The 17,464-nt window shown below is 33.7% G+C and carries 9 protein-coding genes; all 9 read left to right on the top strand.

Annotated features, from left to right (window positions below; genetic code table 11):
• The first annotated feature begins 122 nt into the window (after positions 1–122).
• The 9 genes from BM246_RS02520 to BM246_RS02480 all read left to right on the top strand — a co-directional run bounded on the left by BM246_RS02520 (position 123) and on the right by BM246_RS02480 (position 17,456).
• Complete coding sequence (locus BM246_RS02520; protein ID WP_042504578.1) at positions 123–3,257, top strand: SusC/RagA family TonB-linked outer membrane protein; 3,135 nt, start codon at positions 123–125, stop codon at positions 3,255–3,257.
• Between the two features lie 17 nt (positions 3,258–3,274).
• Positions 3,275–5,089, top strand: coding sequence for a RagB/SusD family nutrient uptake outer membrane protein (locus BM246_RS02515; protein ID WP_042504579.1), 1,815 nt, complete (start codon positions 3,275–3,277; stop codon positions 5,087–5,089).
• 11 nt (positions 5,090–5,100) lie between these two features.
• Positions 5,101–6,663 carry a hypothetical protein gene (locus BM246_RS02510; RefSeq protein WP_042504580.1) on the top strand — a complete coding sequence of 521 codons (1,563 nt, stop codon included), beginning with the start codon at positions 5,101–5,103 and terminating at the stop codon, positions 6,661–6,663.
• A gap of 156 nt (positions 6,664–6,819) precedes the next feature.
• Positions 6,820–8,502, top strand: coding sequence for a sulfatase family protein (locus BM246_RS02505; RefSeq protein ID WP_074935654.1), 1,683 nt, complete (start codon positions 6,820–6,822; stop codon positions 8,500–8,502).
• A 10-nt stretch (positions 8,503–8,512) separates the two neighbouring features.
• The gene (locus BM246_RS02500; protein WP_074935653.1) at positions 8,513–10,132 is read left to right on the top strand and encodes a DUF5060 domain-containing protein; all 1,620 of its coding nucleotides are present in this window, start codon (positions 8,513–8,515) and stop codon (positions 10,130–10,132) included.
• A gap of 128 nt (positions 10,133–10,260) precedes the next feature.
• Entirely contained in the window at positions 10,261–11,808 is a 1,548-nt protein-coding gene (locus BM246_RS02495) for an alpha-L-fucosidase (RefSeq protein WP_074935652.1), read from the top strand.
• Between the two features lie 320 nt (positions 11,809–12,128).
• Positions 12,129–14,501 carry a glycoside hydrolase family 3 N-terminal domain-containing protein gene (locus tag BM246_RS02490; protein WP_074935651.1) on the top strand — a complete coding sequence of 791 codons (2,373 nt, stop codon included), beginning with the start codon at positions 12,129–12,131 and terminating at the stop codon, positions 14,499–14,501.
• A 1-nt stretch (position 14,502) separates the two neighbouring features.
• On the top strand, positions 14,503–15,909 hold the full coding sequence (locus BM246_RS02485; RefSeq protein ID WP_074935650.1) for a sulfatase-like hydrolase/transferase: 1,407 nt from the start codon (positions 14,503–14,505) through the stop codon (positions 15,907–15,909).
• 35 nt (positions 15,910–15,944) lie between these two features.
• Positions 15,945–17,456 (top strand): sulfatase family protein, encoded by a 1,512-nt coding sequence (locus BM246_RS02480; RefSeq protein WP_074935649.1) that lies wholly within the window; start codon positions 15,945–15,947, stop codon positions 17,454–17,456.
• Positions 17,457–17,464: the final 8 nt, after the last annotated feature.

The raw sequence follows: 17,464 nt of genomic DNA, 5'->3' as shown, positions 1-17,464 counted from the left end.
AAGCCCTGTTTTAACAAATTTTTATGATTTTATCCATATGTTTTGTTTAAAAAATCATTTGTTACCATTCAAAACGTGAAGAAAAACAAAATTTGTAGAACTAAACTTTAAACAATACAAATATGAAATTTAATTTACTTGTTGGGTCTAGACACAAAACTTTTTTAACAATACTATTTTTTGTTATCAGTCTTGGTTTAGTGCAGGCACAAACAAAAACCGTAACCGGAAATGTAACAGGAGAGGGACAGCCTCTTCCTGGGGTGAGTATCTTGGTTAAAGGAACAGCTACGGGAACTGTTACCGATTTTGATGGAAACTTCGAAATTAAAACAGATTCTAAAGGTGTGCTAATTTTTACCTACATAGGTTTTTTAGCGCAAGAAGTTCCTGTTAATGGACAAACCAAAATGAATGTAGTTCTGAAAACCGACGTTGCCACTTTAGATGAGGTTGTGGTAATTGGTTATGGAAAGCAAAAGAAAAGAGAGCTTACAGGAGCTGTTGGGCAAGTTCAGGCAGAAGCCATTGAGCGCATATCAACATCGGATGTTGGTAATGCACTTCAAGGACAAATTGCTGGTGTAAACGTTACATCGAGTAGTGGGCAACCAGGTTCGGATGCTGTTATTCTAATTAGAGGGGTTAACTCTGTTTTTGGTAGTAACACACCTCTTTACGTTGTTGATGGAATTCCTCAAGATGGTAACCCTCAGTTGAGTGTTGCGGAGATTGAAACAATTGATGTACTTAAAGATGCTGCTTCTGCTGCTATTTATGGTACAAGAGGTTCTGCTGGTGTTATTTTAATAACCACAAAAACTGGTAAAGTTGGTAAAATGAATATCAGCGTAACGAGTTACATGGGAGTTCAGGATATTACTTCTAGCGTGCCTTTAATGAATTTTGAAGAATCTGTTTATGAGAATTTTTTACGAGTAGGTCACCTTAACGGAACTTTTCCAAACAATTCATTTACAACGTTAGAGCAAAATCCAAACGATTTTACTAACGATACCTATTTAATGGATATTTTACAAGTTGATAATGCTCGAATTCAAAATCACACCATGAATGTTTCTGGTGGTAAGGGTGGACTTATGTATAACGTATCTATGAATTATTTTGATCAAGTAGGATCTTTAATTAATTCTGGTTTAGAGCGTTTAAACGTTAGAGCGAATACAACTTATAAAAAGGATAAGTGGACGGTTACTACAGGTATTGGTTTAAGAACCGATCAACAGCAGTATACTCCATGGGGAATTTTATTAGATGGTTACAGGTATAAACCTTACCAAAAATTAATTGATCCTAACTCTCCAACTACAGAAGATAGTGCGGGTAATAATACAAGTAATGATGCTGTTAACTTAAGTTATTTAACAGGAAAGCTTAAACAATCTGATATTAGAACAGGTGATAACATGAGTATGCGTGTTCAAATAGATCACCAGTTAAACAAAAATTTAAAAGTAACAACTCGTGCATCTATTGGTCGTAATAACAATATGCGTACTACAATAAATCCATTATTCACAGCTTATGCTACAGATGGAACGCTAATACCACAACAAATTAGATCAGGAGTTAAGGAGCAAAGCAGTAGAAATACCAGTGCTACTATTGATGGTATTATTACATTTAATAAAAAGTTTGGTGATCATCAAGTAGGACTTGTTGGAGCATTATCTACAGAGAAATATACATTTAAATCGTTCTTTGCTCAAAAATTCGATTTATTTAATAACGAGATCACTACATTAAACGGAGCAACTTTAGATGCTAACGTTGGTACTGGAAGCGGTTGGGGACAAGATAGAGTGAATACTTTAATTGGTATGCTAGGTCGTGCTCAGTACGATTATAAAGGTAGATATTTATTAAGTGCGAGTTTACGTCGTGATGGAACAAGTCGTTTTTCTGAAGATAACAGATGGATTTATGCGCCATCAGCTTCTGCTGCATGGATTATTTCAGATGAATATGGTTGGGATGATATCTTTGGTAAAACTTTCAACTTCTTAAAAGTTAGATTTAGTTACGGTACTACAGGTAACCAAAGTATACAAGATTATAGTACAGATCCAACTATTTCTATTGGTAATGATTATGTTTTTGGTACAGGAGCGAATGAAGAACTTGTATTAGGAGCCGTTCAAGAAGCTTTTAAAAACCCTAATGCAAAATGGGAGAAGAAAATTGAAAAGAATTTTGGTTTAGATTTCGGGTTTTTTAATAACAAACTAACACTAACAAGTGAAGTTTATGATGGATCTAGAACTAATATGTTATTCCCAGTTATTTTACCTCCAACTGTAGGTGGTGGAAACAATTCTACTGTAATTCTTAATGTAGGAGATATGCGTAACTATGGTGTGGAATGGAGTGCAAATTATAAACATAGAGGAAAATTAAATTGGAATCTATCTGCAAACTATGCGGCCAATAACAATTTAATTACTAGAATGAGTGATTCTAATAAATTCTCATTTTTAGGAGGAAGTCAAGTAGCTCCAGGTTTACCTAGTGAAGATTTAGTAACAGCTTTAAGAGAGGGATATCCAGCAGGTGCTTTCTTTCTTATAGAAACTAATGGTTTAGTAAAAACAGAAGCAGAATTGGCTGAATATAGATTATTAGATCCTACTGCTAATTTAGGTTCGCTTAGGTATGTAGATCAACCTACTGTAGACACCGATAATGATGGTGTTGCCGATGCAGGTGATGGTGTGTTTGATCTTGATGATAGAGTTTTTAAAGGAAGTGGAGCTCCAGATTTTGAAGTTGGGTTAAACTTTAATGCTGATTATAAATCGATAGATTTTTCAATGAACTGGTATGCAGCTGTTGGAGGAAATATTATAAATGGAAGTAAGGCTTACGCTTACAAACAAGGTACTCACAGAGATTTAGTGTATCAATGGTCTCCAGCAAACCCAACATCAAATATCCCTGCCGATAGAGGTCGTGATAACTTTAATTACAGAGGTTATACCGACTTATGGTTACAAGATGGAAGTTTTGCTCGTTTAAAAAACACAACTTTAGGATATACATTACCTAAAAAATGGAGTAATAAACTAAATATCACAAAACTTAGATTTTATATAGCAGCAGATAACCTTATTACTATTACTAGCTACGATGGTTTCGATCCAGAAGTTGGTAATGATGGTTTAAATACAAGAGGTATTGATCAAGGAACATATCCTATCAGTACACAATATAGAGCTGGTGTTGAATTTAGATTTTAATAAAAAAAATAAGAAACATGAAAAAATTAATATTTAACAAAATAGCTGTTGTTTTACTGTGTATTATATGCAGTACTTCATGCTCGACAGAAGAATTTCTGACTGAAACAAATCCCAATGAGTTGTCAACGGGTAGTTTTTGGAAAAACAATCTAGATCTTAACTCGGGGTTAACCTCTGTATACAATGCTTTTAAGAACACCAATAATTTCTTAATAGTAGAAGAAAACTGTAAAGCAGATATGACTTGGCCTGGTTTCGGTAGACCAAATTCTAACAATCAATTTTCACCGTTTTATATATATACCTACAATGATTCTCAATCACAAATTAACAACAAGTGGTCATCATTATATGTAACTATATTTAGAGCAAATCAGGTTATTGAAAATGGTACGCGATTAATGGCGACTTATACAGATCAAACAAATATTGATTTTGCAACTCAAATAATGGCGCAAGCTAGATTTTTTAGAGGGATTGCTTATTCATATTTATACAATACTTTCAACCAAGGTAGTGTGCCTATTTTTGATTTTGTTCCAAAAGGTGAAAGTGAGTTTTATCAACCTTTAAGCCCTGCTTCAGAAGTTAAAGCTTTTTATTTAGCAGATTTAGAGTATGCTTATGAAAATTTACCTCCAATTTGGAGTCAGAACGTAGATTTAGGACGTGTAACTTCAGCAGCGGCAGCAGCAGAACTTGGTAGAAGTTATTTATATGAAGAAGATTATACTAAAGCTTCAGAATATTTTAACGACATTATAACTAATCCAGAATATCAAAGAGCTTTAGTAGATAATATTGATGATAATTTTTCAGCAGCAGGAGAGTTTAATTCAGAATCTATTTTGGAGGTGAGTTATTCTGTTAACTTTAAGTCTGAGTTAAATGCTTTTGATTCTCAAAACGTTTCCAACTCACTAGCTAGAGCTTTTGCATCAGGTAATGTTGGTGGCTACAGAAGTGGCATACCTAGCTGTTGGTTACAAATGGAATACAAAAATGAAAAGATGGATTTAAACGATCCACGTAATTACGTGCCTTGTGAAGATGGAAGTGAAGGCTGTGATCCGATAACATTAATGAGACCTAGATCATATTCATTACGTACTTCTTATACATTAGCGTTGGTTGACGATATAGATACACCATATTATGGAGGGTTTTTAGCAGGAGCTATTACACCTTTCAATAATAAAGAAAATGCTTATTTTAGAAAGTATACAAATTGGGCAACCGTAACTACTGAAGCCGATTTTATACCAAACTCACGTTCTCCTATCAATATTCGTTTAGTGCGTTTAGCTGATGTATTATTAATGCAAGCTGAATGTTTAATTAAAGGAGGAACCGATGATAGTAACCTTGAAGAAGCTCTAGTTTTAGTAAACAAGGTGAGATACCGTTCTGCTTTGCAATTGTTAGGGTTAGATGGAACTGGAGAGCATCCAGCGGCAGATCATGATAATGTGGCGTATAATGCACAAAGCTTAATGGAGCATTTAATGTATATTGAAAGACCCTTAGAATTATCTGAAGAAGGTCATGCCGTTCGTTTTCTTGATTTGAGACGTTGGGGAGTTCTTAAACAACGTTTTGAAGACTTGAGTACCAGAACTTATTATGGAATGCATTATGAGACAAAAGATAAAGATGGTAAAACAGTTACAAGATGGAATTCTATTTTACAAGAAGGAACTCCTCCATTAGCTACCGATTATGTCTATAAAGATTACGAACAAGCTGCAGTAAATTATAATGAAGCTTTACATGCTTACTATCCTATTCCAAATAGTGAAGTAACAGCTAACCCTAATTTAAATAACTAAAAAAAAATAACATGAAAAATAAATTAATTTTAATAGCATGTATCATTTCACTTTTTGCGGCTTGCACAAGTAGTGATGATTATGATGCTCCGAATTCGTTTTCAGATGTGTCATGGTATACAAGTGCGTTTAGAAGCGCTACACTGGGTGTAAGTGTTAATGATTTCGCTTCTTTTTCAGATTTGTCTCAAGGTGAGTTATCTCATTCATGGACTATTGAAGAGGGGAGTTTCTTTTTAGAAGGCCCGATCACTAGATCAGATTCTGTATATGATGAATTTATTATTGAACCAAGATCTTTAGAAACCGAAGATAAAACAGTACATGTATTATTTACCGAAGGTGGACTTAAAAAAGTTAGACTTTATAATGTGTTTAAAGATTCTGTAGCATTTAAAGGAGGAGACGATTTTATATTTCCAGCTAAAAGAGAATCAGGGCAATGGGTTATTGATACTACGTTTATTGTAGATGTATACGATACTATTGTACCTCAAATTTTAATTCGTCAAAATGGAGTTGTAATTCCACATGAATCAGTTTCTGATATTATTACAGTAGAAGCAGGTTCTACTCTCGAGTTGGTAGATGTTACAACTATTGGTCGTCCTAATACAAGAAGTTGGAATATAGCAGGAGTAACAAATACAGACTCGTTAGCAGTTATCCAATTTAATAAACTTGGTGAGTTTAAGGGGAATTTAAATTTAAGCAGACAAGGGGAAGAAATACCTGGAGATTATGAAAATTATAAAATTCCAGCAACCTTTAATGTAATTCCTTCATCGCTTCCATTTGAAGTTTCAGCAGAATTAATTGAATTAGAAAATCAAACAATTGAAGTTCCATTTAATGGAGAGTTTGCTCCTTTTGGAGATCAAGAGCCTTTCTTTACAGTTAACGTAAATGGATCTCCTTTTACAATTTCTTCTCTAGCTAGAAGTGCTACGGATGCAACTAAACTAGAAATCAAATTAGTAGATCAAATCTATAGATCAGATGTTATAACAGTTACTTATGATGGTAATGGAACGTTAGAGTCTACAGATACACGTAGTCCTGTTGCTTTTACAGATTTACCAGTTGCAATGTTTCAACATGAAGCTATTAAGTTTGATTTTGAAACAGGAGCAGGAAATTTTGTACCAAGAGATGGAGAAAATTTAGCAACTACTACTATTGAAATATCTACAGAGCAAGCAGCTAGTGGCACCAACAGTATAAAAATGGATGCAGCGGCATCAGGAAATTGGTCAGCTTGGATTAATTATACTGATACTTTTACGCTACAAGCTGGGGTACCTGTAATGTATGAATATAAAATATACAAAGTTTCTGGGACAGCAATAAATTTCTTAGCTCCATGGATTAATAGAGGAGGAAATACGACTGTGCAACAATTTTGGCATAATACCATCCAATCGGCTCCGTTTGATGAATGGACTACCATAAGAACTCAATTAGCGACACCATCAAATACAGCTAATGATTACAATATGTATTTTAGACATAGTGGATCAGGAACTATTTATTTAGATGATGTACGTATTATTGAGGCAGATGAAAGACCTTAAATCATTTTCTAATTAAGATATATTCAAAAAAGGTTTCGCATATTTTGCGAAACCTTTTTTATGTTAACATAAACCATAATTTATCGTAATAAAAACATATGTGATATTACTTGTTTGTATATATATGGATATTTACATGATTAAAAAAACTAAAAAATGAATAAAATTCTTGCACTCTGTTTAGCAATCATAGCATTTTCTTCTTGCTCAGAAGAAACAAAAAAGAAAACAAAAACAACGACTACAAAACAACCAAATATCATCTACATCATGTCAGATGATCATACCACACAAGCATTTGGTATTTATGGCAGCAGGTTAGCGAGCTTAAACCCAACACCAACATTAGACAAAATTGCAAGCGAAGGTATAATTTTCGATAATTGTTTTGTAAATAACTCAATTTGCACACCAAGTAGAGCAGCCATTTTATCGGGTCAACACAGTCAAGCCAACGGTGTTTTAGATCTAGAAGGCGCACTGCCTATGGATAAGCAATACCTGCCTATTGAAATGAAAAAATTAGGTTACCAAACAGCCATGATTGGTAAATGGCATTTAAAAGAACAACCAAATTTCGATTACTTTAATGTGTTTACAAAACACGGTCAGCAAGGTTCGTATTTTGATCCTTACTTAACTGAAACCGGAATGCATTTTGCTGAAGAAAAAGACCCAAGTTATGAGGGCAAACAATATAAAGGGCACAGTTCAGACATTGTTACCGATATTTCTATAGATTGGTTAAAAAACAAGAGAGATCCATCTAAACCATTTGTGTTATTTCATCAATTTAAGGCGCCTCATGACGATTTTGAGTTTGCACCACGATATTTAGATTATTTAAAAGATACTGAGATTCCTGAACCCGAAAGTCTTTATGATAATGGAAATAATGGATCGATTGCAACTCGAGGTCAGAACGATTCTTTAATTCATGTTATTGGTTCATCAGTTTCAAAAAGAAACACGATTAGACATATGGGTATGCGTCTTTGGAGCAAGCAATACACTAAAAACAATAATCCTGATTTCGACCCTACGCAAGCAGATGGTCTAAGTGAAAAAGAATATATACACGCTACTTATCAAGAGTATTTAAAAAGATATTTACGTTGTGTAAAAGGAGTTGATGATAATGTGGCACGATTAATTAAATATTTAAAGGCCGAAGGTTTATATGAAAATACAATTATTGTTTATACAGGCGATCAAGGGTTTATGTTAGGAGAACATGATTATATTGATAAAAGATGGATGTACGAAGAGTCTTTAAGAATGCCATTTTTTGTGCGTTATCCAGAAAAAATAAAAGCTGGTACAAGAACCGATGCGATAATAAATAATACAGATTTTGCACCCACACTTATTGAATTAGCAGGCGGAAAAGCTCCAGAAAAAATGCAAGGTCATAGTTTTAAAACTATTTTAGAAACAGGCAAAGAGCCAGAAGGTTGGCAACAATCTAGTTATTATAGATATTGGATGCATATGGCACATGCACATGCTAATCCTGCACATTTTGGTATTAGAACAAAACAGTATAAACTAATTTTCTTTTACGGGAAATATTGGGTAGATACAGATAATCCTGAAGCAGATTGGAATAAGAAAAGTTGGGGTAACAGATTTACTCTACACACACCAGCGGCTTGGGAATTTTACGATTTAGAAGCAGATCCTCAAGAAATGAATAATGCTTACAGCGATCCTAAATACAAAACGATTATTGCCGATTTAAAAGAGGAGTTAATAGCTAAACGTAAAGAGTTAAATGAGGAAGATGGAGCGAAGTATCCTCATATCCAAAAAGTGATTGACGAACATTGGAATGATTAAATAAAAAGGTATGAAGTATTTTTTTAACGTAATTTTAGTTGCTTTGCTATGTTTTTCAATTAATAGTTTTAGTCAATTAAAAAAGGAAAACTATAAAACGAATAAAACATACCAAATTCCAAAATGGGAAGTATTAGATATTTCTTTTACAAATAATGTTGATGTAAAATCACCATATACAGCTAAATTTAAGGCCGTTTTCACTCACGAAAACGGTTTTATTCAAGAAGTACCAGGTTTTTATAATGGCAATAACGAATGGATTATACGCTTTTCGAGTAGTTTAGAAGGGCAATGGAGATTTGAAACCAAAGCAGATGCTAATAAATTAGCGGGTAAAAAAGGAAAAGTAACAGTTACAGAAGCTAAAGAAAACAATCATGGTGCTGTAACTGTTAATAAAGAAGATCCTCAGCATTTTTATTATGAAGATGGAACACCGTATTTTGTATTAGCTTTTGAATGTGATTGGTTATACGCTTTAGATTATCATAATGATAAGAATCTTCCAAAAACAGAACATTTACTGAATTTAATAGAAGAAAGCGGATTCAATCAAGTTGTAATGAATGTGTTTTCGTACGATGTAAGTTGGAAGAAAGATGAAAAATTAAAAGACCATCCAGAGCATGAATTTGGAGGACCTAAAAATATATTTCCTTTTCTTGGTAATAATGAAAAACCAGATTATTCCGCTTTAAACCCAGAGTTTTTTCAAAAATTAGATCGTACCATTAGCTTAATGCACGATAAGAGAATAGTATCTCATTTAATGATTTATGTATGGAACAAACTTGTTGCGTGGCCAGACATGAACACGGAAGCAGATAACATGTATTTCGATTATGTTGTTAAAAGGTATCAAGCGTTTCCAAACGTAATATGGGATATCTCTAAAGAGGCCTTGTTTTATGGTAGGGCAGATGAGGCCTATATTCATGACAGAATAGAACGTGTTAGAGCTAACGATGAGTTTAATAGATTGTTATCTGTACACGATTTTAAATACTGTTCAAGATTCCCTGAAAAGGTAGATTTTATTTCAACTCAAAATTGGGTTCATGATATTTATAATAAAATGCTCGATGCTAAAACGAAATTTAAGAATAAACCAGTTTTTAATATTGAACATGGCGGTTACGAAGAATCACCGTATAAAGTGTTTACCGGCGATTATACCAATGCGGAAATTTGTTTAAGGCGTAATTATATGTGTTTATTTGCCGGAGTATATACCACTTACTATTGGCAGGGCGCATCATGGAATGTTATAATTTATAATCCGTTTGAGCAACCAGAAAATTTTATTAAACCAAAATTTGAATATTTCGAGCATATGCAAAAACTGTTTACGCTATTCAATTTTAGTAAAATGAAACCAACACCATGGAAAAATGGAAGCGCTTATAATTTAACCGATGATAACGAAACTGTTTTACTTTATATCCATAAAGAAAACTATGGAATTGATGCGGCTTTTTTAAGAAAGGAGCATAACAATAGAACGGTTCAGTGGTTTAATACCTTAACGGGAGAATTTAGTGATATTGAAGCGGTTTCTAAAAACGGTAAATTTATATCTCCTTGGCAGGGAAAGGCCGATTCTATCATAATTTCAAGGCTTAAGTAGCCAATAGCGAGTGTTTTAAACATTTGCTCTAGTATAAAAGACATACGTTTTGTTGCTTTTAACTTGATAATTAGAACTTCGTTAAATAATTTTTAAAAAACCGAAAACCATTTAACAATTTAGTAAATATGAATTTTAGAATATATAAGTTGTTCACCTATTTGTTATGTTCGATAGTTATTTTATCATGTAACAACGACAAAAAAAGTAGCAAAGAAGTTGTTCAAACCCAAAAACCAGTTTTCGAGGCAAATTGGGAATCTATTAAAGCCAATTATAAAGACCCGGAATGGTTTAATCAAAAAAAGTTCGGAATTTTTATTCACTGGGGTGCGTATAGCGTACCAGCATATGGTTCAGAATGGTATCCAAGACAAATGTATATGGATACGGCCAACTTTAATGCACAGTTAAATACAGGCCGAAAAGGACCTTCTAAAGAATATTTGCATCATAAAAAAATATGGGGAGATCAAAAAGATTTCGGTTATAAGGATTTCATTCCTCTGTTTAAAGGAGAAAAATTTGATGCTAACCAATGGATCGATTTATTTAAAGAAGCTGGTGCAAAATATGTAATACCAGTTGCAGATCATCACGATGGTTTTGCTATGTACAAATCGAACACCACAAGATGGAATGCTTATGACATGGGACCTAAACGTGATGTTTTGGGTGAGCTTTTTACAGCAGGAAGAAGTAAAGGCATGATTATGGGAGCATCTTCTCACTTTGCGTTTAACTGGTCTTTCTACAACAAAAAAGATCATTTTGATACTACAGATCCTGAATATGCAGATTTATATTCTTCAAAAGGAAAAGATCTAAAAGAACCGGTTTCAGAAGAGTTTAAAGCACGTTGGTGGGACAGAACAAAAGATCTTATCGATAACTATCAACCAGATATTTTATGGTTCGACTTTTACTTAGATATTCCAGATTATGCAGACCAAAGACCAAAATTAGCGGCTTACTATTATAATAAAGGGATTGAGTGGGGTAAAGAAGTGGTTTTACAAGATAAAAACTTCTCACACGAGGCATTTCCAGAAGGCACAGTTATTTACGATTTAGAACGAGGTAAATTACCAGGTATTAGAAAGTTACCTTGGCAAACAGATACGTCTATAGGAAAGAATTCTTGGAGTCATGTTACCAATTGGAAATCTAAAACGGCAAATGAAATAGTTGACGATTTAGTAGATATAGTAAGTAAAAACGGAAATTTATTATTGAATGTTGGTCCTAAATCTGATGGTACTATTCCAGAGGATCAAAAAGAAATTTTACTTCAAATTGGTGGTTGGTTAAAAACAAATGGAGAAGCTATTTATGATACTAAATATTGGAAAACATTTGGAGAAGGCCCTACGGAAGTTAAAAAAGGACATCATTCTGAAGGTAATAATGAAGGACTATCTTCTAAAGATATAAGATTTACAACTAAAGGAAATAAATTATATGCTATTGTGCTAGATTGGCCAGAAGATGGTAAAGTTAATATTACCACGTTAGCTAAAAATGCAGAATATGCCAAAGATTTAAATATTTCTAATATAGAAGTATTAGGAAGCTCTGAAAAAATTGAATGGACACAAAACGATCAGGGTTTATTGGTAAACATGCCAAAAGTAAAGCCAACTGATTTTGCATATGTAATTGCACTTTCGTTTTAAAAATTTTTGTTTCGCTAGTAGTTAGTTTTAAAAGTGCATTTATTAATTTAAATGTGCTTTTTTTTATTGTTGTAATCAATGCAAATCCAATTTATCAATACGTATAAGATTGTTTTGTGTACTATATTGTTTCCGTTACAACGAAGCTTTAAACATCGTTTTTACACATTCAGGCGGCTTGATAAAATATGGATTAACGTACAATAATTCATCCGTTATACTTTTTGGAACATACGTACTCCGCTTAAAATAGTTCAGTTACTACATTTGAGAGTATTATTATTTAAAATTAAATTAACAAAATAGACTTCAGTGTGTTTATGAAACAAAACCAAAAAAGTATAAAATCTATTTGTTTAATATTCGTATTTTTTAATCTATTGGTGATTCAATCTCAAGAAAACAAACCGTTTCTAACAGAAGAATTGAGTATTAAAGTCGATGAATTAATGGCAACCATGTCTATGGACGAAAAATTAGCGCAAATAACGGGTACTCGCCTAAGAGATATTATGTTAGATGGAAAAGTTTCTATTGAAAAATGTAGAGAACATATTCCTAATGGTATTGGTCATTTTTGTCAATTTTCTTCAGGTTTAATATTGGAGCCAGAACAATTAAGAGATTTAGTCAGAGAAGTACAGCATTATTTAATGACGGAAACCAATACTAAAATTCCGGCCATTTTTCATGAAGAAGCTATAACAGGTTTTGCAACTCAAGGAGCAACAACGTTTCCACAGCAAATAGGAGTTGGATGTTCTTGGAATCCAGAAATTGTAAAAAATAATGCGCATTCTACTGCGCAAAGCATGCGTGCTGCGGGAGCAACATTTGCATTATCACCTATGTTAGATTTAAGTCGTACCGCACATTGGAATAGACTTGAAGAAAGTTATGGCGAAGACGCCTATTTAACTTCTAGAATGGGTGTTGCTTTTATAAAAGGATTGCAGGGCAATGATTTAAAAACAGGTGTAGCAGCTACGGCTAAACATTTTGCTGGTTACGGAACGGCTAATGATAATGCTAAAGAATTATATGAGGAATATTTAATGCCTCATGAAGCGGCTTTTAAAATTGCAGGAGCTAAAAGTGTTATGCCTTCTTATGGAAAATATAAAGCATTAGCTGTCACAGCAAATCCAACAATGTTAGACCAAATGCTGCGTAAAGAAATTGGGTTTGATGGACTTGTTGTAAGCGATTATGGTGCGGTTAATTTAATATACAAAGGGCATAAACAAGCTAAAAATTCAGCTATGGCAGGAGCCATGGCCATAAACGCTGGTGTAGATATAGAGCTATCTTCACCAATTGCTTTTCCCTTATTACCAGATGCTATAAAAGATGGGTTGGTTACAGAAGAGACTATAAATAAAGCGGTTAAGCGATCATTAGTAATGAAAGCAAAGTTGGGCTTACTAGATAAAAACCTTAAAATAGGTAAGGATGGTCCGTTAGATTTTGATCCACCTTCTAATCGAGAATTGGCATATAAAACAGCATCACAATCTATTGTTTTATTAAAAAATAATGGTGTTCTACCTTTAAATAGTGATATCAAAAAGATAGCCTTGGTAGGGCCCAATGCATCAACATATCATTGCTTGTTAGGTGATTATACGTATCAGTCTATGATTTCTTTTTGGCATAGTACAGATTTTGATCCCACAAACCCAAAGTTAATTACATTGCTGCAAGGTCTTGAAAATAAGTTAGGAGAAAATGTAGAAATCAATGTAGAAAGAGGATGTGATTGGAGTGCGCCTTTAGAATCTAAAATAGATACGAGTGGTTTAGGAGATGATAGGTTGAGTAAATTAAAAATGCTAACGGTAAAAGGGTTGCCACAACCAGATTTACAGAAGGCAATAAAAATCTCTGAAGAAAGCGATGTTATTATTGCTGCTGTAGGTGAAAACTTGTATTTGTGTGGCGAAGGTAGAGAACGAAAAGGCATTCGATTACCTGGGGAGCAAGAAGCATTTGTCGAAAAATTAATAGCAACAGGTAAGCCGGTTATATTGGTTCTGTTTGGAGGTCGTCAACAATTAGTAAGTAAGTTTGAAGATAAATGTGCCGCTATTGTTCAAGCTTGGTTTCCTGGTGAAGAAGGCGGAAATGCTATAGCAGATATATTGGTTGGTAATGTAAATCCATCTGCCAAATTATGCGTAACCTATCCTAAAACAGAATCGCGTGCAGAAATTAATTATAAAAATGGATATGGTAATGGTGATTTGGTTCAATACCCTTTTGGTTTTGGTTTGTCTTATACCGATTATCAATACTCTAATTTGAAAATTAAATCGAAAATAGATATTAATGACGAACGTTTTTCGGTGTCATTAAAGGTGAAAAATATAGGTGATATGGACGGTACTGAAATTGTTCAACTCTATATGTCTCCAATTGATAAAGCATCAACTCAAAAACCTATTCAGTTAAAAGGATTTGAACGAGTAAAGCTAAAAGCAGGAGAAGAGAAAACACTAACCTTTAATGTTTCGCCAGAGCAATTTGTGCAATATAAAAACAATAAATGGATCGTAGAATCGGGTAAATATCAACTTAAAATCGGAGCATCTTCCACAGATATTCGGTTAGAAGGTGTTATTGAACTTAAAGGAAAAGATGTGATTCTAGAAAATGGTAGAGACGTATTTTTTACAATGAATAAAACTAAATAAAATGAAACAATTCAAGATTATAAAATTAGTATTAGGTGCTTTTTTAATAAGCACTTCATTTTTGAATGTATCAGCACAGAAGAAAAATATTATTTTTCTTTTCGCAGATGATGCTGGGTATCACGATTTTGGTTTTCAAGGAAGTAAAACGTTTCCAACTCCAAACCTAGATAACTTAGCAGCTGAAGGTATGGTTTTTAATGAAGCCTACACTACAGATTCGGTTTGTGGACCATCGAGAGCCGGATTGTTAACCGGAATGTATCAACAACGTTATGGTATTGAAGAAAATAATGTACCTGGATACATGAGTGATTCTTCTAAATTATTAGGTGACGAAATGGGCTTGCCTTTAGGGATTAATACGGTTGCAGATTATTTGAATCCATTAGGATACAAGTCGATTGTTTTAGGGAAATGGCATTTAGGTAATGCTGATAGATATCACCCATTAAATAGAGGTTTTGATGAGTTTTATGGTTTTAGAGGTGGTGCTAGAAGTTTCTGGCCGTTAAGCTTAAAAGCAGCTTTAGATCGCCCTGAAGATAGAATGGAAAAGGGATTTGGTTTGTTTGAAGAACCAAAAAAATATTTAACAGATGCCATTGCCGATGAGGCTTGCGATTTTATGGAACGTCATAAGGAAGAGCCATTTTTTATGTATGTTTCTTTTAATGCAGTTCATTCTCCGTTGGAAGCCACCGATGAAGATTTGGCGAAAATAAAAGGTTTAACAGGAAACCGTAAAAAGCTTGCAGCAATGACCTTGGCTTTAGATCGTGCTTGTGGTACCATTCTTAAAAAATTGAAAGCACTTGGTTTGGAAGAAAATACACTTATTGTTTTTTCTAATGATAATGGAGGCCCAGACGGAACCGAAACATCTAATTATCCACTAAGTGGTTGTAAATCTAATTTCTTAGAAGGCGGAATACGCGTGCCTTTTATTATGAAATTACCAGGAGTAATCAAACCAAAAACAGAATACAAAAAGGCGATTAGCATGTTAGATATGGTGCCAACATTTGTAAATATTGCAGGTGGTAATGCATCCGAATTAAAAGGGTTAGATGGTGTAGATTTAATGCCTTTTATCACCAATAAAAATAATAACGCACCGCACGAAAGGTTATTTTGGAAAATTGAAAATAGGGGCGTAGTACGCGAAGGTGATTGGAAACTATTGCGTTACCCAGATCGTCCGGCAGAGCTATATAACATAGCCGAAGATATTACTGAAAATAATGATTTAGCTTTAAAACACCCAAAAAAGGTGCGTGAAATGTATAAAACATTGTTTAATTGGGAAGCTGAATTAGAACGTCCTTTATGGCAATTAAAACGCATTTACGAGGTTAATGCCGTAAAACGTATTGATGAAAAAAGAAACCCAGTATTAGATAAATAAAACTTGATTTAGAAAAAGAGTAATTCTATTTAATTATGAAAAAGAACACACTATTTGTTTATTGCTATATCGTTTTTACAACGTTTGTCTTTGCTCAAGAAAAACCTAATGTTATTGTTGTTTTAGCCGATGATATTGGACTTGGAGATATTTCATATTATCGAGAAAAACATTCTAAAAATATTATTCTTGAAACACCAAATATAGATAAACTTGCAAAAGAAGGTATGGCTTTTACAGATGCGCATACACCAGCAGCATTGTGTGCACCAACGCGCTATGCAATAATGTCTGGAAATCATTGTTACAGAAGTTATGCGCCTTGGGGTGTTTGGGGTGCTTATAGGCCTTCGCCAATAGAACCAAATCAACTTACTTTAGGCAAACTCATGAAAAATGCTGGATACCAAACTTCTTTCTTTGGGAAATGGGGATTCGGGATGGATTTTGCAAGAAAAGATAACCCAAATGTCGTGTATGATTCGCCTCGTATTGAACATGAATTGGATGTCGATATTTCTAAAGTGATAGATAAAGGTCCTGTTCAAAATGGATTTGACTATAGTTTTATGTATCCTGCAGGAATACAAGCAGAGCCTTATGCTGTGTACGAAAATGGCGTGATGATGCCTTTAAATAAAGACTCAGAAATCGTGTTAATCACTCAAGAAAAAATGAGCAAGCTTAATGTTAAACTTGATAAAAAAGAAGGCTTAGGCGATAGCTATTGGAACCCTTATAATTCAGGGAAATTATTAATAGATAAGGCGGTAGGTTTTATTGAAAATGCTTCAGATGAAGATCCTTTCTTTATGTACTATTGCTCACAGGCTGTGCATTTACCGCACACACCTTCTAAAAAAATGAATGGTACCAAAATAGCAGGCACAACACCTTCTAGTCATTTAGATATGGTGAAAGAATTAGATGTACAAATGGAAATGCTTGTTGATGCCTTGAAAAAGAAAGGTGTTTATGATAATACGTTAATCATCTTTACATCAGACAATGGTGGTTTATTAAAACCAAAAACCATCAAATCGGGACATCAATCGAACGATATTTATAGAGGAGGTAAAAATCAAATGTACGAGGGTGGACATAGAGTTCCATTTATCGCTTGGTGGCCAAGTCAAATTAAAGCAAATACAGTTTCGAATACTCCAATTTTAGGAATAGATATTATGGCAACTTTAGCCGATATCACAAATCAAAAAATAGAAGGAAATAACGCTATGGATTCTTCAAGTTTGTTACCGCTTTTAAAAGGTGAAAACAAACAAGTTCATCCGTTTCTTATGACGCAATCGGGTACCGGTAAACAAACCATTATTATAAAAGATGGTTGGAAATTAATTATTCAGCTTGATAAAAAGGACAAAACCGATCGTAATAGAATGCCATTCGCGTTGTTTAATTTAAGTAAAAACCCTACAGAAAATGAAAAGGACAACCTCATTACAAACCCGAAATTTAAGAATAAAGTAAATGAGTTGTTTCAATTATACAATGAGACTAGGGATAGCGGGGTAATTACAAGAACGTAATAATTTGA

This window comes from Algibacter lectus, from assembly GCF_900112395.1.
Lineage (GTDB): Bacteria > Bacteroidota > Bacteroidia > Flavobacteriales > Flavobacteriaceae > Algibacter > Algibacter lectus.
Note: the sequence above shows the minus strand (reverse complement) of the source record. Positions and strands in the feature narration are given on the sequence as shown.